The sequence below is a fragment of the Comamonas endophytica genome, assembly GCF_023634805.2.
GTDB lineage: Bacteria > Pseudomonadota > Gammaproteobacteria > Burkholderiales > Burkholderiaceae_C > Comamonas > Comamonas endophytica.
Genome location: NZ_CP106881.1, coordinates 1,323,894 through 1,347,338 on the forward strand (window position 1 = coordinate 1,323,894; position 23,445 = coordinate 1,347,338).

The window sequence follows — 23,445 nt, forward strand, 5'->3', positions numbered from 1 at the left end:
ATGACGTTCCTCTCTGCACGCGGCCTGCGCGTCGCCCTCCACACCCTTGCCGCCGCGGCCCTGCTGGCCTGTGGCGGCGTCTCGGCCCAGACCGCCGTGCGCAGCAACGAGCCGGTGACGCTGAACTTCGCCGGCGCCGAAATCGAAGCCGTGGCGCGCACCATGGCCACCATCACCGGGCGCAACGTCGTGGTCGATCCGCGCGTCAAGGGCACCATGACCCTGATCAGCGAGAAGCCGCTGGCGCCGGCGCAGGCCTTCCAGCAGTTCCTGGCGGCGCTGCGCCTGCAGGGCTTCACCGTGGTCGAGGCCGCGGGCCTGTACAAGGTGATTCCCGAGGCCGATGCCAAGCTGCAGACCGGCAGCGTGGCCGTGTCCCAGGGCGGTCGCGGCAGCGCTCCTGCCGGCGGCCAGATCGTGACGCAGATCTTCAAGCTCAACTTCGAGAACGCGGCCAATCTGGTGCCGGTGCTGCGGCCGCTGATCAGCCCGAACAACACCATCAACGTAAATCCCGGCAACAACTCGCTGGTCATCACCGATTACGCCGACAACGTGCAGCGCCTGTCGCGCATCGTCGCCGCGATGGACGTGTCGAACGCCACCGACGTCGAGGTCATCCCGCTGCAGCACGCGGTGGCCTCCGAGATGGCGGTGCTCGTGGGCCGGCTGATCGAGGGCGGCAGCGCGGGCGCGGCGCCCGGCGCCGTGGCCCAGGGCCAGAGCGACACCTCCTTCAAGACCACGCTGATGGCCGAGCCGCGCAGCAACGCGCTGGTGGTGCGCGCCGCCAACCCGGCGCGCCTGGCGCAGGTGCGCTCGCTGATCGCGCGCCTGGACCAGCCGGCCTATGCGACTTCGGCGGCCGCCAGCGGCAACATCCACGTGGTGTACCTGAAGAACGCCGATGCCACGACGCTGGCGACCACGCTGCGCGCGGCCATGGCCAGCGACCCGGGCGTGGGCACGGGCAATACCGGCATCGCGGCCTCCAGCGGCGGCGGCACCACCGCCACGCGCGCCTCGGCCACCACCAATACCGGCAGCACGCTGGGCAATTCCGGCGGCCTCTCGGGCAGCAGCAGCGGCGTGGGCGGCGGCCTGGGCAGCGACAGCGGCAGCGGCAACTTCGGCAGCACCAACCAGCCATCGACCGGCGGCCAGATCCAGGCCGATCCATCGACCAATTCGCTGATCATCAGCGCGCCGCCGCCGCTGTACCGCCAGCTGCGCGCGGTCATCGACCAGCTCGACGGGCGCCGCGCGCAGGTGCTGATCGAGAGCCTGATCGTCGAGGTCTCGGCCAACAAGCTGGCGCAGTTCGGCGTGCAGTGGCAATCGCTGCTGGGCAACGACGGCAGCACCCGCGCCGTGATCGGCAACAACTCGGCCATCAGCGGCGGCAATATCCTGGGCATCACCGCCGGCATCGCGGGCGCAGCCACGGCCCAGGCGCAAGCGCTGGGCAGCCTGGGCGCGGGGCTGAACATCGGCATCGCACCGCGCATCAACGGCCGCTACTACCTCGGCGCGCTGGCGAACTTCCTGCAAAACAGCGGCGACGCCAACGTGCTGTCGACCCCCAACCTGATGACGCTCGACAACGAGGAAGCCCGGATCATCATCGGCAACAACGTGCCCTTCGTGACCGGCTCGTATGCCAGCACCACCGGCACCGCGGGCGTGAGCCCGTTCACCACCGTCGAGCGCAAGGACGTGGGCCTGATGCTGCGCGTGCGCCCGCAGATCAACGAGAACGGCACGGTGAAGATGTCGGTCTACCAGGAGGTCTCGAAGATCGACGGCAACACGCTCAATGCCGTCAACGGCCCCACGACCAGCAAGCGCTCGATCGAATCCAACGTGCTGGTCGAGGATGGCAGCATCATCGTGCTCGGCGGCCTGCTCGAGGACAGCTATTCGCAGGGCGAGGACAAGGTGCCGCTGTTCGGCGATCTGCCGGGCGTGGGCAACCTGTTCCGCAGCGAGAAGCGCACGCGCAACAAGACCAATCTGATGGTGTTCCTGCGCCCGGTGGTGGTGCGCGACGCCGCCGCCGCCGATGCGCTGATGACGGACCGCTACGACGTCATCCGCGCGGCGCAGCAGGGCCTGCAGCCGCAGCCGAGCATCGTGCTCGACAACGTGACCGGGGCACCGGTGCTGCCGACGCTGCAGCCGGGCGGCCCGGCCCAGCCGCTGGCCACCGTGCCCTTCGCGCCCGAGGTGCCCAAACCCGCGCGCCCGCGCATCCAGCCGCTCACCGTGACCGACGAAGCCTACAGCGCCCCCTGAGCCCCGCCATGCGCTATCCCCTGCCCTACGCCTATGCCCGCAGCGCGCAGCTGCTGATCGAAGACGACGGCCAGCAGCCCGTGCTCTGGCACGGGCCCGCGCCCGACTTCCAGGCGCTGTCCGAAGTGCAGCGCAAGTTCGCCGTGCCGCATTGGCAGGTGATCGACGCCGCGCTGCTGGCGCAGCGCATCAGCGCCGCCTATGCCCAGGGCGAGTCGAATGCCGCGCGCATCGTCAGCGAGGTCGAGTCCGACGCCGACCTCTCGCGCATGATGCAGGAGCTGCCGGCCGTCGAGGACCTGCTGGAGACCGCCGACGACGCGCCCATCATCCGCATGCTCAACGCGCTGCTGACCCAGGCCGCGCGCGACGGCGCCAGCGACATCCACATCGAGCCCTACGAGCGCCATTCGAGCGTGCGCTTCCGCGTGGACGGCGACCTGCGCGAGGTCGTGCAGCCGAACCGCGCGCTGCACGCGGCGCTGATCTCGCGGCTGAAGATCATGGCCGACCTGGACATCTCGGAAAAGCGCCTGCCGCAGGACGGGCGCATCAGCCTGCGCCTGGGCACGCGCGCCATCGACGTGCGCGTCTCGACGCTGCCCAGCGCCCATGGCGAGCGCGCGGTGCTGCGCCTGCTCGACAAGAGCGGCTCGAAGCTGACGCTCGAGGCCGTGGGCATGCAGGGCGAGACGCTCGAGCGCATCGAATCGCTGATCCGCCAGCCGCACGGCATCATCCTGGTCACCGGGCCCACGGGCTCTGGCAAGACCACGACGCTGTACGCGGCGCTGCAGCGGCTCGATGCGACCAGCGGCAACATCATGACCGTCGAGGACCCGATCGAATACGAGCTGCCGGGCATCGGCCAGACGCAGGTCAACTCGAAAATCGACCTGACCTTTGCCAAGGCCCTGCGCGCCATCCTGCGCCAGGACCCGGACGTGATCATGATCGGCGAGATCCGCGACTTCGAGACCGCGCAGATCGCCATCCAGGCCTCGCTGACGGGCCACCTGGTGCTGGCCACGCTGCACACCAACGACGCGCCCAGCGCCGTCACGCGGCTGATCGACATGGGCGTCGAGCCCTTCCTGCTGAGCAGTTCGCTGCTGGGCGTGCTGGCGCAGCGGCTGGTGCGCAAGATCGACACGACGGAGCCCAGCGGCTACAAGGGCCGCACCGGCGTCTTCGAGCTGCTGGTGGTGGACGACGCGATCCGCAGCCAGATCCACGCCCAGGCCAGCGAGGCCGACATCCGCGCCGCGGCGCTGGCCAGCGGCATGACGCTGATGCGCGACGACGGCGAGCGGCTGGTGCGCTCGGGCATCACCACGCCCGAGGAGGTGTTGCGCGTGACGCGGGACTGAACGTCTGCATGAGCGCGGCAGGATTTCCTATCCTGCCGCGGGCTGCAGCCGGCTTTCGAGAACTGTCCTGGGCGCAAAAAATGGGGTCCATGACAGACGCCAGACGCTCACGTCCCGGCCGGCGCTCCCTGGCGACGCTGCTTCTTTTGCTGGCGCTGTCCCCCTGCGCGGCCAGCAGCGCCGGGCTGCATCAGCCCCCTCCCGCCTTCACCGGCCTCGAGGGCATTGCAGACAACGCGCGCACTGCCGCCGCACTGCTGGAGCAGGGCCTCAAACGCGGCGCCGCGCCGCTGCTGCGCGTGGGCGCCGAAGTGCTGGAGGAATCCCCGCGGCTGGTGGCGCTCAACTTCCAGGATGCGGCCAACTACGACTTCTACCTGGAGCGCACCGATGGCGTGGCCAACGCCGCCGGCCAGCTGCTTTGGGACCCGGTCTATGGCGGCTTGATCCAAGGCAATCCGAGAACTCCCGATGATGCTGCGCTGTGCTATGAGGCGGTGAACGGGTTCCGCTACACCGGGCGCGAGGAATATCTGCGCAGCCGGGGCAATCCTGCACGCATTGAAATTGCCTCGAGAAACAAGATCGCACCCCGGCTGCGACTGCTGCTGGGCATGACGCAGCCGCCCGAGCCTCTGGCCGCGCTGTTCGAGATCACGCTGGAAATCACGGACATCTCCCATCGGCCGATGGCGGATTTCGTTCGGGAGGTGCAGGCGCGCGAGCGCGAGCCCGATTCCCTGGTACATCAAAGCCTGTTCACGCTGGATCCGCAGGCACTGGGCGTGGCCACCTTCCCTGCGGGGTCGCGTTTCCATGTCCAGCTGCAGACCCACTTCGCCAAGGCGGGGGTGGAGCAAAGCGCCGCCGAGTTCCATGCTGCGCTGCGCTGCCCGCGCGGCAATGACCTGCCCAGGCCGGCCTCTGCGCTGGCCGCCTTTGGCAAGCCGCTGCGCATGAAGCAGTCGATCAATGGCACGGCCTGGGATGCCATGAAGGCGGTGCTCAATATTCCCTGAAGCGTGCGGGCGCGCGGAGCACGGGGCCGCAACTGAAGGGTCATGCGCCTGCAGCGACAATGGCTGCCATGATGGAAAACCTTCTCACCTGGAGCGCGCCCTACGGCGGCGCGGCGCTGCTGCTTTTGATGGTGCTGGCAATCGCCAGCTATGGGCTGCTGTTGCATTACAAGGCGCGGCTGACGGAAAGCCAGCTGCGCCGCAGCATCCGGCTGGCGGCGCTGGTGGCGCTGCCGCTGTCGTTCATCGCGATGGAGATGGGCAGCCAGAACTGGGGCATCGCGGTGCTGTCCTTTGTCTGGTGCATTGTCGTGGGCATCACCTGCAAGAACGAGATCACGCGAAGGATCGCAGGCAGCCGTTGAGCGGCTGCGTCCGGCCCTGATCCGAGGAATGTCGGCTTTGCCGGCCCATGCGGCCTCGATGAATAACTGACAGAATGGGCCGCATGCTGAAGAACCTCCAAGACATCCGCCTTTCCCTGCTCGATCTCGTCGCCGTGCGCGAAGGCGCCAGCGTCGGCCAGGCGCTGGACACCGCGCTGCGCACCGCGCAGAAGGCCGAGGAGCTGGGTTTCACCCGCTACTGGCTGGCCGAGCACCACAACATGCCGGGCATCGCCAGTTCGGCCACCGCCGTGCTGATCGGCCATATCGCGGGCGGCACCAAAAGCATCCGCGTGGGTTCGGGCGGCATCATGCTGCCCAACCATGCACCGCTGGTCGTGGCCGAAGCCTTCGGCACGCTGGCCGAACTCTATCCCGGCCGCATCGACCTGGGCCTGGGCCGCGCCCCCGGCACCGATGGGCCGACGATGCGCGCGCTGCGCCGCGACCGCGTGGAAACCGAACAGGACTTCCCGCGCGACGTGGCCGAGCTGCAGCAGCTGCTGGGCCCGGCCACGCCCGGCCAGCGCATCATCGCCATGCCGGGCGCGGGCACCAATGTGCCCATCTGGCTGCTGGGCTCGAGCCTGTTCTCGGCGCAGCTGGCCGCGCACATGGGCCTGCCCTATGCCTTTGCCTCGCACTTCGCGCCGCGCATGCTGCACCAGGCGCTGGACCTGTACCGCGAGCTCTTCCGCCCCTCGGCCACGCTGGCCAAGCCCTATGCGATCGTCGGCATCCCGGTCGTGGCCGCGCCCACCGACGAGGAAGCCGAGTTCCTGGCCAGCAGCACCTACCAGCGCATCCTGGGCATCCTGACCGGCCAGCGCACGCGGCTGCAGCCGCCGACCGAGAACTACGCGGCGCAGCTGTCGCCCTCGGAAAGCGCGGCGATCCACGACTTCCTGCGCATGGGCGTCGTGGGCAGCCGCGAGACCGTGCGCGAGCATTTCCAGGCCGTGGCGCAGTCCACCCAGGCCGATGAATTCATGCTGGTCAGCGATGTCTACGACCCGGAACTTCGTCTGCGTTCGCTGGAGATCGCCGCCCAGGCCATGGCCGGCTGAAGGCATGGCCCGGCACTGGGGTCCACGCGTATCGGGAATGTCATCGGCAACGGCTAACATTGCCGGATTCCTTCAGCGCGCCTTTTCCCATGCCAGCCTTTTCGTATGAAGCCATCGACGCCCAGGGCGCCTCCCGCAAGGGAACGCTCGAGGCCGATACGCCCAAATCCGCACGCAACCTGCTGCGTGCCCAGGCACTGGTGCCCATCGCCGTGCTGCCGCTGGGCTCGGGCGCCGCGCCTGGCACGGAAATGGGCTGGCAGGAGCGCTGGTTCACGCGGCCGGTATTCAATGCCGCCGCGCTCTCGGTCTGGACGCGCCAGCTCTCCGGGCTGGTGACCTCGGGCCTGCCGCTGGAGCGTGCGCTGAGCGCCCTGGCCGACGAAGCCGAGGACCAGCGCCAGCATCACCTGCTGGCAACCCTTCGCGCCGAAGTCAATGCCGGTTCGACCTTTTCGCGTGCGCTGCAGCAGCATCCGCGCGAGTTCTCCGAAATCTATTGCGCAGTGATTGGCGCGGGCGAATCGAGCGGCAGCCTGGGCCTGGTGCTCGCCAGCCTGGCCGACGACCTCGAGGCGCGCCAGGCGCTGCAGTCCAAGCTGATCGGCGCCTCGCTCTATCCGGCCATCGTCTCGCTGGTGGCCATCGTGATCGTGCTGTTCCTGGTGAGCTATGTCGTGCCGCAGGTGGCGGGCGTGTTCGTCGGCACCAAGCGCGCGCTGCCGATGCTCACCGTGGGGCTGCTGGCCATCAGCGATTTCGTGCGCCAGTACGGCTGGTTCATGCTGGGCGCGCTGGTGGCCGCGGCGCTGATCGTGCGCCATCTGCTGCGCATTCCGGCCACGCGCGAGCGCTTCGATGCGGCCTGGCTGCGGCTGCCGCTGATCGGGCGGCTGGCGCGCAGCTACAACGCCGCGCGCTTTGCCAGCACGCTGGCGATGCTCGCCGGCGCGGGCGTGCCGATCCTGCGCGCGCTGCAGGCCGCCGCCGAAACCCTGGGCAACCGCGCGTTGCGCGCGGACGCGCTGGACGCGCTGGTGCTGGTGCGCGAAGGCGCGCCGCTGGCCTCGGCCCTGGCCAAGAAACGCTTTCCCGGGCTGCTGGCGATGTTTGCGCGCCTGGGCGAGCAGACCGGGCAGCTGCCGGTCATGCTGCAGCGTGCGGCCAACCAGCTGTCCACCGAGGTGCAGCGCCGCGCCATGCATCTGGCGACGATCCTCGAGCCGCTGCTGATCGTGGTGATGGGGCTGGTGGTCATGCTGATCGTGCTGGCGGTGCTGATGCCGATCATCGAGCTGAACCAGTTCGTCAAGTAGGCATCCGGGCCATGGGTCCGCTATCGGCACGCATCGCACCTCGAAACATCTGCAACGAACCGCAAGCAGCGTGAATCGAGGTGATTGCGCATTGCGTGCCCATGGCCTGGCGAGCCGTGGCAATATGGCCCGTATGGCAAATATCTCTACCTCTTCATTGCTTTCGCAACGCATGGCCGGCTTGCTCGGCGGGTTGGTCCTGCTGACCGCCTGCGGCCTGAGCCTGGCACAGCCCGGGGTGCCGGAGGAAGCCGCAGCGGCGGCCGACGCGGCCGCCCATGCGCCCCTGACCAAGGGCGAGATCAAGGCGCGGCGCGATTTCCAGATGCTGGATTTCAACAAGGACGGCAAGCTCAGCCGCGCCGAAGTCGCGCTGTTCCCGCGCCTGGCCGCGGCCTTCGATACCGCGGATACCGACAAGGATGGCTTCGTGTCGTTTGCGGAGGTGGAGGTGTTCGCGGTGCAGTACCGGGCGGAGCGGGCTGCGGCAAAGGCGGCTGAGCAGGAAGCGGCGGGGAAGAAGTAGGCGCGTTTGTACGGGGGCCCTTCATCCTTCGACAGGCTCAGGACGAACGGTTTCGTCAGGCTCAGGGCGATCGATTAAAACCGTTCGTGGTAAGCCTGTCGAACCATGAACGGCCCGGCCCTACGGAGAAGTTTATTCGCGCCTCAAAGCCCCTGCGTCCTCTTGATCTTCGGCTCCGAATAGGTCAACGGCTCCTCCTTCACCAGCAGTTTGTTGCGTTCGACCTCGTCGGCCTTGTTGACCTGTTCCGCCTGCTCGACCACCATTGCGCTGGCGCGCCACATCGACTGCAGATGCTCGATGAGCTGCTTGTGGATCGGCTCCTTGGGCGGCTCCTCCACTTCCTCGACCTGCTTTTTCTCCTCGACAACGGTCCAGTCGCGGTTGGACTGGTCGGTCACTTCGGGCTGGCCGGGCTCGCGCGGAATCGCGCCTTCGCCCAGGCGGTCCACGGATTCCACCGGGGTCACGGGGTTGACGGGACGCACCGGGACCGCGCCCGAGGCGCCGGTCGAGTACAAATCAGCGCCCTGAGGTCGCCAGGCAGACGATCGATCGATGGGGTTGATTGACATGGTGCATCCTTCGGTGGCTCAAAAATGGTGGCAAACGGCGATAACTTCCCGCCTTCGTAACCTTATCGGCAGCACCGGCAAAAAATAAAGCAATTTCTGCAGCAAAACTTGTATCCATTTGCAGAAATTTCACCGCCCCGGCGCAGCCCATGCCAGGCCTGGGACGGATGCTATAGAAATCGTTCCAGCAGGCGCTGCGAGGCGCGGTCCAGCGCGCCGGTGTCGGGCACCGCGAACTGCAGGCCGTCGCTGCCGGCAATGCGCAGCCGGGTGCGGCCGTGCAGCTTGCGGATGTCTTCCTCGGCCTTGAGTACCAGTTGGGTGGGCCCCCGATCGGTATCGACATCCCAGGTGCTGGGCGTGGAAAAGCCCGAGACGCTGCGGATCCTCAGGATGGTCGGCACGAATTCGCGCGCCGCCAGCTCCTGCTCGATCAGCGCCCGCACGGCCGGCTGCAGCTGGCCCATGTGCGCGATCCACAGCGCCTCCTTGCCGTCGCTGCGCATCAGCGACAGGCCCTCCTCGGGCGCCGCCATCGGGAAGGCGCGCACCGGCACCACGCCCACATGGCGCGTGCCGTCGGCCAGCGTCAGCACCAGGCAGCCATGGGCGTCGCGCTGCAGGTCCAGCGGGGTTTGAATGGATGTTTCACGCATGGCTCTGGTCCTTGATCACCGGGGTTTGCAGCACCAGGCCCGCGGCCTGCGCATCTTCTTCGGCGCGGCGCGCCTGGGCTTCGTACAGGCGCCAGTAGGCGCCGCGCTGCGCGATCAGCTCGTCGTGCGGGCCGACCTCGACGATCTCGCCGCGGTCCATGACCACCAGGCGGTCGGCCTTGCGCAGCGTCGACAGGCGGTGGGCGATGGCGATCGTGGTGCGGCCCTGCACCAGGTTGTCCAGCGCCTTCTGGATTTCCTTTTCGGTCTCGGTGTCCACGGCCGAGGTCGCTTCGTCGAGGATCAGGATGCGCGGGTCGATCAGCAGCGCGCGCGCGATGCTGATGCGCTGGCGCTCGCCGCCCGACAGGCTCTGGCCGCGCTCGCCGACCAGCGAGTCGTAGCCCTGGGGCAGGCGCAGGATGAATTCATGCGCGTGCGCGGCGCGCGCCGCGGCCACGATCTCGGCGCGCGTCGCGTCCGGTTTGCCATAGGCGATGTTCTCGGCAATGGTGCCGAAGAACAGGAAGGGTTCCTGCAGCACCAGGCCGATGTTGCGCCGGTAGTCGGAGACCGCGATGCGGCGCACGTCCACGCCGTCGAGCTGGATGGAGCCGCCCGAGACGTCGAAGAAGCGGCAGATCAGATTGACCAGCGTGCTCTTGCCCGAGCCGCTGTGGCCCACCAGGCCGATCATCTCGCCGGGCTGGATGTGCAGGTCCAGGTGCTTGATCACGCTGCGGCTGCCGTAGCGAAAGCCCACGTCCTGCATGGTGATCGCGCCCTGCACGCGCTCCATCTTCACCGGGTTGGCGGGCTGGGGCACGTTGCTCACGTGGTCCAGGATGTCGAAGATGCGCTTGGCGCCGGCCGCGGCCTTCTGCGTCACCGACACGATGCGGCTCATCGAGTCCAGCCGGGTGTAGAAGCGGCCGATGTAGGCAATGAAAGCCGTGAGCACGCCGACGGTGATCGAGCCGCCGGCCACGAGGTAGATGCCGAAGGCCCACACCACGAGCAGGCCGATCTCGGTCAGCAGCGTCACCGTGGGGGTGAACAGCGACCAGGTCCTGTTGACCTTGTCGTTGGCTTCGAGGTTGATCTGGTTGGCCTCCTCGAAACGCGCGGCCTCGCGCCGCTCCTGGGCGAAGGCCTTGACGACGCGGATGCCGGGAATGGTGTCGGCCAGCACGTTGGTGACTTCGGACCACACGCGGTCGATCTTCTCGAAGCCGGTGCGCAGGCGGTCGCGCACCAGGTGGATCATCCAGGCAATGAAGGGCAGCGGCACCAGCGTGACCAGCGCCAGCCAGGGATTGATCGAGAACAGGATGACCGAGGTCATGATGATCATCAGCACGTCGGTGGCGAAATCCAGCGCGTTGAGCGACAGAAACAGGTTGATGCGGTCGGTTTCGGCGCCGATGCGTGCCATCAGGTCGCCGGTGCGCTTGCTGCCGTAGTAGTCGACGGACAGCGTCAGCAGGTGGTTGTAGGTCGTGGTGCGCAGGTTGGCGCCGATGCGCTCGGAGACCTTGGCCAGCACGAAGGTGCGCGCCCAGCCCAGCGCCCAGGCCGCGAGCGCCGAGACCAGCAGCGCGCCCAGGTAGAAAGTCACTAGCCCCGGATCGATCTGCTCGCCGTTCTGGAACGGGATCAGGATCTTGTCCATCAGCGGAATGGTCAGATACGGTGCGACCAACTGCGCGCAGGTGGTGGCCAGCGTCAGTAGGAAGCCCAGCAGCAGTTGGCCCTGGTAGGGCTTGGCGAAGCGCCACAGGCGCAGCAGCACCCAGGTCGAGGTCTGGGGCGCCTGCTGGCGCGCGCAGGCCGGGCATTCGTCGGTGTCGGGCGGCAGCGTGGCGTGGCAGGCCGGGCAGTGCGCGGTCTCCTCGTCCTCCACCGCGCTATAGGCCTGCTGGCGCGCGATGCGCTCGCGCTGGCGGTCGAACTGCTGCTGCAGCAGCACCATGGCAGCCTGGTGGGTGAGCGTGATGTACCAGTGCGCCAGGCGCGCGTCGTGGTCGTGCAGCGCCAGATGCCCGACCCCGCCATGGTCCTGCAGGCGCAGGTTCTGATCGACGGCCAGCGGCCATTCGCACCACTGGTGGGACTGCGGATCGCAGGCCAGCAACCTTTTCTGCGTCAGGGCCAATAGGCCGTTGCCAAACTGCAGATCCGTGCTCAGGTCAACCGGGACGATGGCCAGGACGTTCTCATCAGAAGCGAGCTTCGCTCGCAGTTCGTCCCCCAGGGGGCCGGCAAAGACTGCCGAAGCGTCCACAGTATGGTGATGTTGCATGTTGAATTATTTTCCTCTGCCGCTGGCGGCTCCAAGACTCATACGGACCACCGTGGCGGCATGGTAAACGCGGCAACGCCCGATACTTGTTACCCATTGCTCAACGCGCGAGCCCGCGATCAGGCTGACAACCGTCACAATGCCTCTCATTTCCGGGCAGGATATGTCATCCTGCTGCCTCCCCTTTCTATCCGCTGAATGACATGGCGAAACTCAACGACATCCAACTCTTGCGCACCACCTTCCTGCGAGGCCCCAGTGTCTGGACCTATCGCCCCGTACTCGAGGTGTGGCTGGACCTGGGGGAGCTCGAAGACTTTCCATCCAACAAGATTCCCGGACTCAACGAACGCCTGACCAGTTGGCTGCCCGACCTGATCGAGCACACCTGCGGCGTGGGCGAGCGCGGCGGCTTCATCCAGCGGCTCGAGGGCGGCACCTGGATGGGCCATGTGCTCGAGCATGTGATCATCGAGCTGCTCAACCTCGCCGGCCTGCCCGCCGAGTTCGGCCAGACACGCGAGATCTCGCGGCGCGGCGTCTACCGCATGGTGTTCCGCTGCCCCGAGGAAGCGGTGGCGCGCGTGGCGCTGGAGAAGGGCCATCAGCTGCTGATGGCGGCGATCAACGACGAACCCTTCGATCTCAAGCCGGCGATCCATGCGATCAAGACGGCGATCAACGACCGCTATCTGGGCCCCTCGACCGGCTGCATCGTCGATGCCGCGGCCGAGCGCCGCATCCCGCACATCCGCCTGAACGATGGCAACCTGGTGCAGCTGGGCTACGGCGCGGCGCAGCGCCGCATCTGGACGGCCGAGTCCGACCAGACCAGCGCGATCGCCGAAGGCATCGCCCAGGACAAGGACTTCACCAAGCGCCTGCTGGCCGCCTGCGGCGTGCCCGTGCCCGAGGGCCAGATCGTGGCCAGCGCCGATGAGGCCTGGGAGGTCGCGCAGGAGATCGGCACGCCCGTCACGGTGAAGCCCTCGGACGGCAACCATGCGCGCGGCGTGACGCTGGAGCTGCATGACGAGGCCGACATCAAGGCCGCTTTTGCCCTGGCCGAGCCCGAAGGCTCGGACGTGATCGTCGAGAAGTTCATCGACGGCATCGAGCACCGCATCCTGGTCGTGGGCGGCAAGGTCGTTGCAGCCACCAAGGGCGAGACCGTGAGCGTCTACGGCAACGGCACGGCCACGCTGGGCGAACTGGTCGACGTGCTCAACCAGGACCCGCGCCGCGGCCCGGAGCAGGAATATCCGCTGGACTGGATCAACCTGCAGGCCGGCGCCGTGAAGCTCGAGCTCAAGCGCCAGAACGTCACCCCCGATTCCGTCATTCCCAAGGGCCAGGCGGTGCTGCTGCAGCGCAACGGCAACATGGCCATCGACTGCACCGACGACGTGCACCCGGACGTCGCCTACTACGCGGCGCTGGCGGCGAAGATCGTCGGGCTGGACATCGCCGGCATGGACATGATCCTCAAGGATGTGTCGCAGCCGATGCAGGGCCAGGGCGCGATCCTGGAGGTCAACGCCGGCCCGGGCCTGCTCATGCATCTGAAGCCCACCCATGGCGCGCCGCGCCCCGTGGGCATGGCCATTGCCGACCACCTGTTCCCGCGCACCGAGGAAGACAACGACGCCGGGCGCATTCCCGTCGTCGGCATCGTCGGCACGCGCGAGAACGCATTCATCGCGCGCCTGGTCGGCTGGCTGCTGCAGCTGTCGGGCAGGCGCACCGGCGTGGCCAGCAGCGAGGGCATGTTCCTCGCCAACCGCCAGACGCAGAAGACCGACACCGCGAACTGGGCCGGCGCGCACCGCCTGCTGACCAACCGCCTGGCCGAGGCCGCGGTGATCCAGACCACCTCGCGCTCGATCCTGGAGGAAGGCCTGGCCTATGACCGCTGCCTGATCGGCGTGGTCACCGACATGGACGGCTACGAGGCGCTGGCCGACCACGATGTGCACGAAGCCGGCCAGATGCGCCGCGTGATCCGCACGCAGATCGACGTGGTGCTCGCGCATGGCGCGGGCGTGCTCAATGCCGACCTGCCCGAGGTGGCCGAGCTGGCCGAGCTCTGCGACGGCGAGGTGATCCTCTATTCGCTGGACGCGGACAACGCCGTGGTGGCGGCGCACCGCCAGGACAATGACGGCCGGCGCGCGGTGCTGGTCAAGGGCAGCAACGTGGTGCTGGCCACCGGCGCGCAGGAGCGGGTGCTCGGCACGCTGGACGCGCTGGCGCTGCCCGGCGGCCGCCGCCCCGACACGCCGGCGCTGCTGGCCGCGATCGCCACCGCCTGGGCGCTGGACATCTCGCCCGACCTGATCGGTGCCGGCATCAAGACCTTCGAATACTCCACGACGACCGGCGCCCCGGCCTGAACCGGCCCGCCTTCTGAAAGAAGAACCGACTATGCACATCACCCGCATCCGCGCCCTGCGTGGCCCCAACCTCTGGACCCGCAGCACCGCCATCGAAGCCATCGTGCAGTGCGAAGACAACGAGCAGTGCTACACCGCGATTGCCGGCTTCGAGGAGAAGCTGCGCGCGCGCTTTCCCACCATCGCCCCGCTGCAGCCGCATGGCGCCGACCAGCGCCTGTCGCTGGCGCATGTGCTGGAAGTGGCGGCCCTGTCGCTGCAGGCCCAGGCCGGCTGCCCCGTGACCTTCAGCCGCACCCATGCCACGCTGGAAGACCGCACCTTCCAGGTGATCGTCGAGTACACCGAGGAAGCCGTGGGCCGGCTGGCCATGGAAAAGGGGCTGGAGCTGGTGCAGGCCGCGATGAACGACACCGCGTTCGACTCCGCGGCGGCGATCAATGCCCTGCGCGAACTCGATGAGGACGAACGCATCGGCCCCTCGACGGGCGCCATCGTCGATGCCGCCGTGGCGCGCGGCATTCCCTTCCGGCGCCTGACCACGGGCTCGCTGGTGCAGCTGGGCTGGGGCGCGAAGGCGCGCCGCATCCAGGCGGCCGAGCTCGACAGCACCAGCGCCGTGGCCGAATCCATCGCCCAGGACAAGGACCTGACCAAGCGCCTGCTGCACTCGGCCGGCGTGCCGGTGCCGCTGGGCCGCCCGGTCGAGTCGGTGGACGAAGCCTGGGAGGTCGCGCTGGAAGTCGGCCTGCCGGTCGTGGTCAAGCCGCAGGACGGCAACCAGGGCAAGGGCGTGACGGTCAACCTGACCGAGCGCAGCCAGCTCGCTTCGGCCTATGCCTCCGCCGCCAAGTACGGCACGGTGATGGTCGAGCGTTTCCTGCCCGGCCACGACTTCCGCCTGCTGGTCGTCGGCGACCAGCTGGTCGCGGCCGCGCGCCGCGAGCCGCCCCAGGTGCTGGGCGACGGCCAGCACACGGTGCGCGAGCTGGTCGACATCGTCAACCAGGACCCGCGCCGCGGCACGGGCCATGGCACGGCGCTGACCAAGATCCGCCTGGACGACATCGCGGTGGCGCACATCGCCGCCGAGGGGCTGACGCCCGAATCGGTGCCGGCCCAGGGCCAGCGCGTGGTGCTGCGCAACAACGCCAACCTCTCGACCGGCGGCAGCGCCACCGACGTCACGGATGACGTGCACCCCGAGATCGCGGCGCGTGCGGTCGAGGCGGCGCAGACCATCGGCCTGCACATCTGCGGCGTGGACGTGGTCTGCGAAACCATGCTGCGCCCGCTCGAGGAGCAGAACGGCGGCGTGGTCGAGGTCAATGCCGCGCCCGGCCTGCGCATGCACCTCGCGCCCTCCTTCGGCAAGCCGCGCAACGTCGGCGTGCCCATGGTCGACCAGTTGTTTGCCAATGGTCAAGACGGCCGCATCCCGGTCATTGCCGTCACCGGCACCAATGGCAAGACCACGACGGCGCGCATCATCGGCCACCTGTTCGCGGCGCATGGCCTGCGCGTGGGCATGACCAACACCGATGGCGTCTATGTCAACGGCCGCCAGATCGACAGCGGCGACTGCTCGGGCCCGCGCAGCGCGCGCAACGTGCTGGCGCACCCCGAGGTCGATGCCGCGGTGCTGGAATGCGCGCGCGGCGGCATCCTGCGCGAGGGCCTGGGCTTCGACCGCTGCCAGGTTGCCGTGGTGACGAATGTGGGCGAAGGCGACCACCTGGGCCTGAACTTCATCACCACCGTCGAGGACCTGGCAGTGCTCAAGCGCGTCATCGTGCAGAACGTCGCGCCCACGGGCTATGGCGTGCTCAACGCCATCGACCCGCATGTCTCGGCCATGGCCACCGTCTGCCCCGGCAAGATCATCTACTTCGCGGCCGACCGCCACCACCCGGTCATGGCCACGCACCGCGCGCAGGGCAACCGCGTGGTCTATGTCGATGGCGACTCGATCGTCGCGGCCGAGGGCTCGTGGCGCGAGACCATTCCGCTGCGCGACGTGCCGATCACGCGCGCCGGCACCATCGGTTTCCAAGTCGAGAACGTCATGGCCGCCACGGCCGCGGCCTGGGGCGCCAACCTGCCCTGGGAAACCATCCGCCGCGGCCTGTCCGGCTTCGTCAACGACAGCGACAACGCGCCCGGCCGCTTCAATGTCATGGACTACCGCGGCGCGACCATCATTGCCGACTACGGCCACAATCCGGATGCGATGCGTGCGCTGGTGCAGGCCGTCGAGGGCATGCCGGCGAAGAAGCGCAGCGTGGTGATCAGCGGCGCTGGCGACCGGCGCGACCAGGACATCAGCGAGCAGACCAGGATCCTGGGCCAGGCCTTCGACGATGTCATCCTCTACCAGGACGCCTGCCAGCGCGGCCGCGCCGACGGCGAGGTGCTGCAGCTGCTGCAGCAGGGCCTGGCCGGCGCCACCCGCACCAGCTATGTCGCGGAGATCCAGGGCGAGTTCGTGGCCATCGACCACGCGCTGGAGCGCCTGCAGCCCGGCGACCTGTGCCTGGTGCTGATCGACCAGGTCGAGCTGGCGCTGGCGCATCTGCAGCAGCGCGTGGACGCCGCAGCGGCGGAAACCGCTGCCTGAGCGGACGGCCATGGCGCGCCCTCTTCTTTCGAAGGCCCTGCTGCTGCTGGCATTCGCCGGCTGCGGCGCGGCCCGGGCCGAGACCATCGGCTCGGTCGACACCGTGTTCAAGCTCATCGGCCCGGACCACAAGATCGTGGTCGATGCCTATGACGACCCCAAGGTGCGCGGCGTGACCTGCTATGTCTCGCGCGCACGCACCGGCGGCATCAAGGGCGGCCTGGGCCTGGCCGAGGACCGCGCCGAGGCCTCGATCAGCTGCCACCAGACCGGCGCCATCGCCATTGCCGAGCCGCTGCAACAGCAGGAGGAGGTGTTCAGCGAGCGCTCCTCGCTGCTGTTCAAGCGCCTGCGCGTGGTGCGCATGCTCGACACGAAGCGCAACACGCTGGTCTACATGACCTACACCGACCGCGTGATCGAGGGCTCGCCGCAAAACAGCGTCACGGCCGTGCCGGTGCCTGCGGCAACGCCGATTCCGGTGCGCAAGTAGCCTCGCCGCCTACAGCGCGGACGCGGCATGGGGCCTAGCATGGGGTCATTGCTTTCACCAGGAAAAGAACCATGCCCCTGCCCCGCGAAACCCAGGATCCACCAGCAGAAGACCGCGCCGGCTCGACCATCCAGTCGCCGCGCACCGTCAACACCACCGACCGCGAAAAAGACGACACCGCGGTGGAAACGCCCAAGCTGCCCCACGAGCGCGACGAATCGGTCGACATGACCCATGGCGAGCCCGATGCGCAGATGCGCCAGGCGCATGATGATGTGGTGAGCGGGCAGAAGGATACGGATGCGCGCAACCATGAGGCGCGGAGGCTGGATCCTAAGAACAATCCTCGGGCGGCTTGATACGACCCGTTGCCCTTTGGACAAGCCTCAGTCGAACTGGAGTACAGGCCCTTCATCCTTCGACAAGCTCAGGACGAACGGATGTAAAACCGTTCGTGGTGAGCCTGTCGAACCATGGACGGCCCGTCCTCAAAATGGACCGTAGGCCCTTCATCCTTCGACAAGCTCAGGACGAACGGATGTAAACCGTTCGTGGTGAGCCTGTCGAACCATGGACGGCCCGTCCTCAAAATTGGACCGTAGGCCCTTCATCCTTCGACAAGCTCAGGACGAACGGTGTTATCCGCAAGGGCTCGTTACAGAGATGGCCCAACAACCTCTAAGCCCTAAAGAAGCTATCCCGCTCCCGGGCCCCGCCCATCTGTCTGCGCGGGGGCGCCGAGCCCTGCCGCGCGCAGGGCTCGGGCTGGCCGGAGTGCCAAAGGGCACGGAGGCTTCGTAAACTGACTCACCGCGGTTGTCCGAGCGGAGCGGCGGGGGCGCCTAGCCGTAGTCGCATAGCGAGTTCCGCGGTGCAGCCCGGGACCGAGCACGGCAGATTGCCCGGAGCGCAGCGGAGGGTCGCAGACAGCTGGGGCTGGGCGCCCCCGCCGATTCTTTTGCTTACTTTTCTTGTGCGGGCAAGAAAAGTAAGTCGGCCGCCGGGCCGAAACCCGGCTCCTGCCCGTGGCAACGGCATGCTGTAAGCAAATCACGCCGCGCATGCACAAGGTCTCGCAGAGGAAAACCAGCCCAATCTTGTGCGAGCAAGAAAAGTGAGTCGGCTGCTGGGCCGAAACCCGGCCTCTGAAAGAAAAGCCTCGACTGTCACTGCATCAGCCCACTGCAAAGCCTAAGCGATCAGCACAAGTCCCGGCGGCAAACTCTCCCCAAAACTCCTGCGCTGCTCCACCGCATCGAGCTCCACCACCTCAGCAACCATCGCCTGCCAGTTGGCCGGCGCCCGCACCTGCTGCAACCGCGCCAAAACCGGCGCCCGCTGCGCATCGCTCAGATCCCGCGCCCGGTCTCCCGTCATGCGCGCCATCTGCACCGCGGCGAACATGGCGCTGTCGTTGTGCCGCCAGTCCTGCGCCAGCACGGCCTCGAGAAAGGGATCGAGCTGCTCCGGCGGAATGATCTGGTGCGCCCCCGCCGGCCCCAGCGGCACGCGCGAACACAGCCGCCCCAGCGCCCACCAGGTCTGCGGCGGCTCCCCGGGCTTGCGCAGCCGGTCGAGCATCCACTGCCCCATCTCCAGCCGATAGGCCCAGGGCACGTTCTCCATCACCGCGAACAGCCGCACCATGTCGTCATAGCTGCCCAGCGCCGAGCCCTTGCCCTGCGCGCGCTGCCCCGCCTGCTGCATGTGGCCGGCGACGTCTTCGAGCAACTGCATCTGCTGCGCCTCGCAGAGGCCCGCGGCCGCGCGGCGCCAGAAGATCCACCATTCGGACCAGTTGCCGCTGTCCTGGGTGTAGGCGAGGCCCTGGCCATGCAAGGCCCAGACCTGCGCGATGCGCCATTCGTCCAGTTCCGCGCCCACTCCCGGGCGCAGGCAATAGCCCGCGAGATTGAGCCAGCTGCGTTCATGCTCGGGCGTGCGCCGGCGCCGGCGCGCGCGCCAGCAGGGCGTCGAACAAGGTGCGCAGCAGCGCCAGGTCCCAGCCCTCGCGCGGGCCGAGCATCTTCTCCAGCGCGGCGCGCAGCTGGCGCACCTCCTTGGCGGCCACGCTCTGGTCGTGGCTGCCGAAAATGCGCTCGATCTGCGCGATGGCGCGGGCCGTGGCATCTGCGCGCGAAGGGGCACTGCCCTCGGGCGCGACTTCTGCGCGCAGCGCGAATTCCAGCGGCCAGCGCTGGTCCGGGTCCTGCGTGGATACGCACTGCACCTGCAGCGTGCCGACCTCGGTCATCGTCGCCTGCAGCTGCACCTCGACCTGGGCGCGCTCGCGCCCCGGCGGCGCGGGCAGCACCGCGCTCAACGGCGGCAGGTGCACCACATCTTCTCCCGCGAGATCGCGGACCGCGCCGGCAGGCACATTGCCCAGCGCCGTCGATGCCAGCAGATGGAAACGCACCGCCTGGCCCAGCCGCAGCGCGAAGCGCTGGCCTTCGAGGCGCACCGCCACGCCCTCCTCGCTGCCCTGCGGCAGCAGGCAGATCGCGCGCAGGCCCTCGCCCTCGTCGAGCCGCAGGAAATAGCTGCGCGCCGAGCCGCCGCCAATGCGCACGGCGCCTGCGGCGGGCTGCATGCGCGCCAAGCCATGGGCCACGGCGCCACGCGCCACCGCCCAGTCGGGATGTGGATTGACCAGCACCCGCACCGGCGCGCCGCGCCAATGCGCCAGTTGCTCGACCACGCGCTCGGCGATGGCCGTGCCGTGGAACACGCCGCCATTGAACAGCACGCTGTCGGGCACGCCTTCGGCGCCCAGCAGGTCCGCATGCGCCTGCAGGAAAGCGGCGAGATGGCGCGTGATGGCCGCATCGGCGGGATAGGGCAGGCCCCAGGAAAGCAGTCCCCCCTGGCGCTGGCGCGGGCGTGCATCGCGGGGCTGCAGCGGAAAGAAGCCTTCCAGCAGCTGTTCGCGCACCGCATCGCGCCGCAGCTGCGCCGAACGCGCCCCGCCCATCAGCTGCGCGCCGCTGCCCAGCAGCGTGACGTTGACGGCTTCGGGCGCGTCGGGCGCCAGCAGCTGCTCCTTGGCCGCGCGGCAGCGCTGCACCAGCTGCGCGAAGCGCGTGGCCGACAACCGGGGCTGGGGCGCCGCCAGTTCGGCCTCGAGCCCATGGGCCAGCGCCAGGTCCATGTTGTCGCCGCCGAGCATCAGGTGCGCGCCCACGCCGCGGCGCGCCAGCTCGGGCAGGCCGCCGGTCTGCGTGACCTGCACCAGGCTCAGGTCGGTCGTGCCGCCGCCGATGTCGACCACCAGCAGCCATTCGCTGCCCTGCAGCGCCTGGCCGACCTGCGCCGACTGCAGCATCAGCCAGTCGTGCAGCGCGGCCTGCGGCTCCTCCAGCAGGCGCAGCGGCGGCAGGCCGGCGAGCTGCGCGGCTTGCAGCGTCAGCGCGCGTGCGCCTTCGTCGAACGATGCGGGCACCGTCAGCACCAGCGCCTGCTGCGCCAGCGGCGCATCGGGAAACTGCGCATCCCAGGCCGCGCGCAGATGTGCCAGATAGCTGGCGCTGGCCTGCAGCGGCGAAATCTTCTGCACCCCCTCGGGGGCGCCCCAGGGCAGGATCGGCGCGCTGCGGTCCACGCCGGCATGCGACAGCCAGCTCTTGGCGCTGCTGACCAGCCGTCCCGGCACCTGCGCGCCCAGCTCCTGCGCATAGCGACCGAGCAGCGCCGGCGCCGCTTCACTGGAAAACAGCGGCGGCCAGGGCTGATGCAGGGTATCCGGCGCCAGCTCGCCTTCGCCCGCCTGGTAGCGCAGCGAGGGCAGCAGCGGCTGCGCGGCGATCTCCGCGGCCGAGATGCGCTGGGGGATGGGCAGCAGCGCCACGGGCGCGCTGCCATCGGCCGGCGCATAGGCCAGCAGCGTATGGCTGGTGCCCAGGTCGATGCCGACGATGTATTGCGCCATGGCGGGCTGGCGCTCAGACCGCGGCAGCTTCGGAGCGGACGTCGAATTCGACCTTCCAGCGTTCGTCGCTGCCCAGCGGCACGGCATGCAATTCCAGCGTGCCGATATCCGTCACGCTCGCATGCAGCTGCACCGCCACGACTTCACCAGGCGCGCGCCCCTGGGCCGGCAGGTGGATCTCGATTTCCTGCAGCTCGACCAGCTCCTCGGGGCCCCAGAACTCCAGCAGGGTCCCCACCTGGTCGTTGCGGCGCGTCGAGGAGCCAAAGAAGCGCAGCCGCACCGGCTCGCCCACGACCAGCCCGAATTCCTGCGCGTCGAGCGTGACCTCGGTGCCCTCCTCCATGCCGAAGGGCGCCAGGCACAGCGCCGACAGCGGCGGCTCCATGCCCGGGATGGCCGGCATGTTGGACTCCACGCCCACGTAGTACGACTGCGCCGCGCCGCCGCGGATGCGCACGCCGCGGCCCTGGCGCACATAGCCGAAATAGGCCGCGCCGCGCGCCACTGCGAGGTCGAGGTCGGCACCGTCCAGCAGCCGCGCGGGCGCGGCGCCCTCGGCGGCCAGCCAGCCGTTCAGCACCGACAGCAGACGCTCGGCAATCAGGCCCGACTTGAGCACGCCGCCGTTGAACAGCACCGCCGAGGGATGCAGGAAACTTGCGCCCGCGGGCTGCGTGCCCTGCAGGCCCTCGATGGCTTCGGTGGCGCCGGCCTGGCGCGAGAGAAACGCCGCGAGGTGGCGCGTGACGGCCGCGTCCTGCGCGTAGGGCAGGCCCAGCTGGGTCAGCGCGGCGCGCGCGCGGGTCAAGGGCTTGTCGCTCACCGCCACCTGCGGGAAGAAGCCGTCGATCAGGATCTGCATGAGCTCGGCGCGCGTGACTTCGGTGCGTATGGACCCGCCGATCAGCTTCGAGCCACGGCTGGGCACGACCACCGGCACGCTGCCCAGCGAGGCGTCGCTCAGCAGCGCCTCCTTGGCCGCGCGGCAGGCATGGGACAGCGCGCGCGTCTGCCAGGCATCGAGCTGGCGGCCCTCGGCGGCGAGCTTGCGCGCCACGCCGTAGGCCAGCGCCAGGTCCATGTTGTCGCCGCCCAGCAGGATGTGCTCGCCGACGGCCACGCGCTGCAGGCTCAGCTCGCCGGCGTTTTCCAGCACCGCCATCAGCGACAGGTCGGTGGTGCCGCCGCCGACGTCGACCACCAGGATCACATCGCCCGACTTCACCTGCTTGCGCCAGCCGCCGGCGCTGCCCTGGATCCAGCTATAGAGCGCTGCCTGGGGTTCTTCCAGCAGCGTCAGGTTCTGGAAGCCCGCGGCGCGCGCGGCCTCGGCCGTGAGTTCACGCGCCGCGGGGTCAAAGGACGCGGGGATCGTCACCGTGACGTCCTGCGCATCGAAGGGCGCCTCGGGGTGCGCCTGCTCCCAGGCCCAGCGCAGGTGCGACAGATAGCGGATCGAGGCGGTGAGCGGCGAGACGCGGTGCACCTCCTCGGGTGCATCGGCCGGCAGCAGCGGCGCGCGCCGGTCCACGCCGGGGTGGCACAGCCAGCTCTTGGCGCTGCTCACCAGGCGGATCGGCGTGGCCGCGCCGCGCGTGCGCGCCAGCTCGCCGACGGCGAAGTCCTGCTGCGCGCCCCAGGGCAGCGCCAGGTCGCCGGGCGCGAGTTCGCTTTCGTGCGGCAGATAGAGAAAGGAGGGCAGCAGCGGCTTGGCCTCGACGGCGGCCGGGCCGGTCAGCTGCGGAATGTCGAGCACGCCCTGCGCCACGCGGTCGCCATCGCTGGCCTCGTGGTCGACCCAGGACAGCGCGCAGTGCGTCGTGCCCAGGTCGATGCCGATGCTGTAGCGCGCGCCGCTCACAGTTCCACCTCGGCCTGGGCGATCACGCTGGCGGCCTTGGCATCGGTGAGCTGGGGCAGGCGCGTGGCGCTGACGCGCCAGCCGCGGTGGCCCAGCGTGCCGGTGAAGGGCGCCTGGCCCACGACGTTGCCGGTGAGGCGCACGGCCGTGGCGTCGAAGCCCGCGGGCAGCGTCACGCGGCTGCCTTCCATTTCGCTGCGCACCGGCTCGAGCGTGAAATGCTCGGCCAGCACCTTGCGGCAGCCGGCATGCACCACGCGCGTGGCGGCGCCGATGTCGGCGTCGCTGTAGCCGGTGGTGTCTTCCTGCACGAAGTCGACGAAGCGCGCTTCGCGCTGCAGCAGGCCCAGCAGCTGCAGCGCGCTGGTTTCGGAAGGGGCCACGGGTGCGGCAGGTGCGGCGGGTGCGGCAGGTGCGGCGGGTGCAGGCGCGGCAGCGGCGCCCGGCGCGGCGGCGCCCGGCGCGGCGGCGCCCGGCGTAACGGCATCGGCCGCGAAGGACTCGCCGCTGCGCAGCCGCGCGACATTGCCGGCGAAACGCGCATCGCCCAGGATCGCGAAGAAGCTGCTCACGGCAAGCGCAATGCGGGACAGGAAGGAGGGAGGAGTGGAGTTCATGTTCAGTCTGCCATCGTCAAC

The 23,445-nt window shown here is 68.9% G+C and carries 16 protein-coding genes and 1 pseudogene; 11 read left to right on the plus strand and 6 right to left on the minus strand.

The features are described from left to right. The 7 genes from gspD to M9799_RS05935 all read left to right on the plus strand — a co-directional run bounded on the left by gspD (position 1) and on the right by M9799_RS05935 (position 7,979). Positions 1 to 2,295: a type II secretion system secretin GspD gene (gspD, locus tag M9799_RS05905; RefSeq protein WP_231043368.1), complete on the plus strand. Its 2,295-nt coding sequence runs from the start codon at positions 1 to 3 to the stop codon at positions 2,293 to 2,295. A gap of 8 nt (positions 2,296 to 2,303) precedes the next feature. Further along, complete coding sequence (locus M9799_RS05910; protein ID WP_231043367.1) at positions 2,304 to 3,665, plus strand: GspE/PulE family protein; 1,362 nt, start codon at positions 2,304 to 2,306, stop codon at positions 3,663 to 3,665. Between the two features lie 89 nt (positions 3,666 to 3,754). Next, positions 3,755 to 4,684, plus strand: coding sequence for a hypothetical protein (locus M9799_RS05915; RefSeq protein ID WP_231043366.1), 930 nt, complete (start codon positions 3,755 to 3,757; stop codon positions 4,682 to 4,684). Between the two features lie 68 nt (positions 4,685 to 4,752). Continuing rightward, positions 4,753 to 5,049 (plus strand): hypothetical protein, encoded by a 297-nt coding sequence (locus M9799_RS05920; RefSeq protein ID WP_263725619.1) that lies wholly within the window; start codon positions 4,753 to 4,755, stop codon positions 5,047 to 5,049. 83 nt (positions 5,050 to 5,132) lie between these two features. Next, positions 5,133 to 6,137: an LLM class flavin-dependent oxidoreductase gene (locus M9799_RS05925; protein ID WP_377007487.1), complete on the plus strand. Its 1,005-nt coding sequence runs from the start codon at positions 5,133 to 5,135 to the stop codon at positions 6,135 to 6,137. A gap of 89 nt (positions 6,138 to 6,226) precedes the next feature. Beyond that, complete coding sequence (gene gspF / locus M9799_RS05930) at positions 6,227 to 7,453, plus strand: type II secretion system inner membrane protein GspF (RefSeq protein ID WP_231043363.1); 1,227 nt, start codon at positions 6,227 to 6,229, stop codon at positions 7,451 to 7,453. A gap of 133 nt (positions 7,454 to 7,586) precedes the next feature. Beyond that, the gene (locus M9799_RS05935) at positions 7,587 to 7,979 is read left to right on the plus strand and encodes an EF-hand domain-containing protein (RefSeq protein WP_377008628.1); all 393 of its coding nucleotides are present in this window, start codon (positions 7,587 to 7,589) and stop codon (positions 7,977 to 7,979) included. Positions 7,980 to 8,122: 143 nt separating this feature from the next. On the opposite strand, the gene M9799_RS05940 is transcribed toward M9799_RS05935, so the two are convergent. From M9799_RS05940 to M9799_RS05950, 3 genes are all read right to left on the minus strand, one after another. Then, positions 8,123 to 8,554 carry a hypothetical protein gene (locus M9799_RS05940; protein WP_231043361.1) on the minus strand — a complete coding sequence of 144 codons (432 nt, stop codon included), beginning with the start codon at positions 8,552 to 8,554 and terminating at the stop codon, positions 8,123 to 8,125. A gap of 170 nt (positions 8,555 to 8,724) precedes the next feature. Continuing rightward, the gene (locus M9799_RS05945) at positions 8,725 to 9,210 is read right to left on the minus strand and encodes a cyanophycin metabolism-associated DUF1854 family protein (RefSeq protein ID WP_231043360.1); all 486 of its coding nucleotides are present in this window, start codon (positions 9,208 to 9,210) and stop codon (positions 8,725 to 8,727) included. Then, positions 9,203 to 11,512: a cyanophycin metabolism-associated ABC transporter gene (locus tag M9799_RS05950; RefSeq protein ID WP_231043359.1), complete on the minus strand. Its 2,310-nt coding sequence runs from the start codon at positions 11,510 to 11,512 to the stop codon at positions 9,203 to 9,205. Before M9799_RS05950 ends, M9799_RS05945 begins: the two co-directional genes overlap by 8 nt. Positions 11,513 to 11,715: 203 nt before the next feature. Between M9799_RS05950 and M9799_RS05955 the strand changes: the two genes are divergently transcribed. The 4 genes from M9799_RS05955 to M9799_RS05970 all read left to right on the plus strand — a co-directional run bounded on the left by M9799_RS05955 (position 11,716) and on the right by M9799_RS05970 (position 17,374). After that, the gene (locus M9799_RS05955) at positions 11,716 to 13,905 is read left to right on the plus strand and encodes a cyanophycin synthetase (RefSeq protein ID WP_231043358.1); all 2,190 of its coding nucleotides are present in this window, start codon (positions 11,716 to 11,718) and stop codon (positions 13,903 to 13,905) included. 31 nt (positions 13,906 to 13,936) lie between these two features. Then, a complete protein-coding gene (cphA, locus tag M9799_RS05960; protein WP_231043357.1) occupies positions 13,937 to 16,522 on the plus strand; it encodes a cyanophycin synthetase in 2,586 nt (861 codons plus the stop codon). 10 nt (positions 16,523 to 16,532) lie between these two features. Next, positions 16,533 to 17,015 (plus strand): CreA family protein, encoded by a 483-nt coding sequence (locus M9799_RS05965; RefSeq protein ID WP_231043356.1) that lies wholly within the window; start codon positions 16,533 to 16,535, stop codon positions 17,013 to 17,015. A 71-nt stretch (positions 17,016 to 17,086) separates the two neighbouring features. After that, positions 17,087 to 17,374, plus strand: a complete 288-nt coding sequence (locus tag M9799_RS05970; RefSeq protein WP_231043355.1) for a hypothetical protein — start codon at positions 17,087 to 17,089, stop codon at positions 17,372 to 17,374. 832 nt (positions 17,375 to 18,206) lie between these two features. On the opposite strand, the pseudogene M9799_RS05975 reads toward M9799_RS05970, so the two are convergent. The 3 genes and pseudogenes from M9799_RS05975 to M9799_RS05985 all read right to left on the minus strand — a co-directional run bounded on the left by M9799_RS05975 (position 18,207) and on the right by M9799_RS05985 (position 23,424). Further along, positions 18,207 to 20,943, minus strand: a pseudogene (locus M9799_RS05975) (Hsp70 family protein). A gap of 13 nt (positions 20,944 to 20,956) precedes the next feature. Continuing rightward, positions 20,957 to 22,807 carry an Hsp70 family protein gene (locus M9799_RS05980; RefSeq protein WP_231043353.1) on the minus strand — a complete coding sequence of 617 codons (1,851 nt, stop codon included), beginning with the start codon at positions 22,805 to 22,807 and terminating at the stop codon, positions 20,957 to 20,959. After that, positions 22,804 to 23,424: a DUF2760 domain-containing protein gene (locus M9799_RS05985; protein ID WP_231043352.1), complete on the minus strand. Its 621-nt coding sequence runs from the start codon at positions 23,422 to 23,424 to the stop codon at positions 22,804 to 22,806. The genes M9799_RS05980 and M9799_RS05985 overlap by 4 nt, the downstream gene beginning before the upstream one ends. Positions 23,425 to 23,445: the final 21 nt, after the last annotated feature.

Excerpts from the sequence above, each read along its gene's own strand:
- M9799_RS05920 (WP_263725619.1), top strand. The coding sequence starts at position 4,753 with ATGATGGAAAACCTTCTCACCTGGAGCGCGCCCTACGGCGGCGCGGCG.
- M9799_RS05955 (WP_231043358.1), top strand. The coding sequence starts at position 11,716 with ATGGCGAAACTCAACGACATCCAACTCTTGCGCACCACCTTCCTGCGA.
- gspD (WP_231043368.1), top strand. The coding sequence starts at position 1 with ATGACGTTCCTCTCTGCACGCGGCCTGCGCGTCGCCCTCCACACCCTT.
- M9799_RS05950 (WP_231043359.1), bottom strand. The coding sequence starts at position 11,512 with ATGCAACATCACCATACTGTGGACGCTTCGGCAGTCTTTGCCGGCCCC.
- M9799_RS05935 (WP_377008628.1), top strand. The coding sequence starts at position 7,587 with ATGGCAAATATCTCTACCTCTTCATTGCTTTCGCAACGCATGGCCGGC.
- cphA (WP_231043357.1), top strand. The coding sequence starts at position 13,937 with ATGCACATCACCCGCATCCGCGCCCTGCGTGGCCCCAACCTCTGGACC.
- M9799_RS05985 (WP_231043352.1), bottom strand. The coding sequence starts at position 23,424 with ATGAACTCCACTCCTCCCTCCTTCCTGTCCCGCATTGCGCTTGCCGTG.
- M9799_RS05965 (WP_231043356.1), top strand. The coding sequence starts at position 16,533 with ATGGCGCGCCCTCTTCTTTCGAAGGCCCTGCTGCTGCTGGCATTCGCC.
- M9799_RS05945 (WP_231043360.1), bottom strand. The coding sequence starts at position 9,210 with ATGCGTGAAACATCCATTCAAACCCCGCTGGACCTGCAGCGCGACGCC.
- gspF (WP_231043363.1), top strand. The coding sequence starts at position 6,227 with ATGCCAGCCTTTTCGTATGAAGCCATCGACGCCCAGGGCGCCTCCCGC.
- M9799_RS05915 (WP_231043366.1), top strand. The coding sequence starts at position 3,755 with ATGACAGACGCCAGACGCTCACGTCCCGGCCGGCGCTCCCTGGCGACG.
- M9799_RS05910 (WP_231043367.1), top strand. The coding sequence starts at position 2,304 with ATGCGCTATCCCCTGCCCTACGCCTATGCCCGCAGCGCGCAGCTGCTG.
- M9799_RS05970 (WP_231043355.1), top strand. The coding sequence starts at position 17,087 with ATGCCCCTGCCCCGCGAAACCCAGGATCCACCAGCAGAAGACCGCGCC.
- M9799_RS05940 (WP_231043361.1), bottom strand. The coding sequence starts at position 8,554 with ATGTCAATCAACCCCATCGATCGATCGTCTGCCTGGCGACCTCAGGGC.
- M9799_RS05925 (WP_377007487.1), top strand. The coding sequence starts at position 5,133 with ATGCTGAAGAACCTCCAAGACATCCGCCTTTCCCTGCTCGATCTCGTC.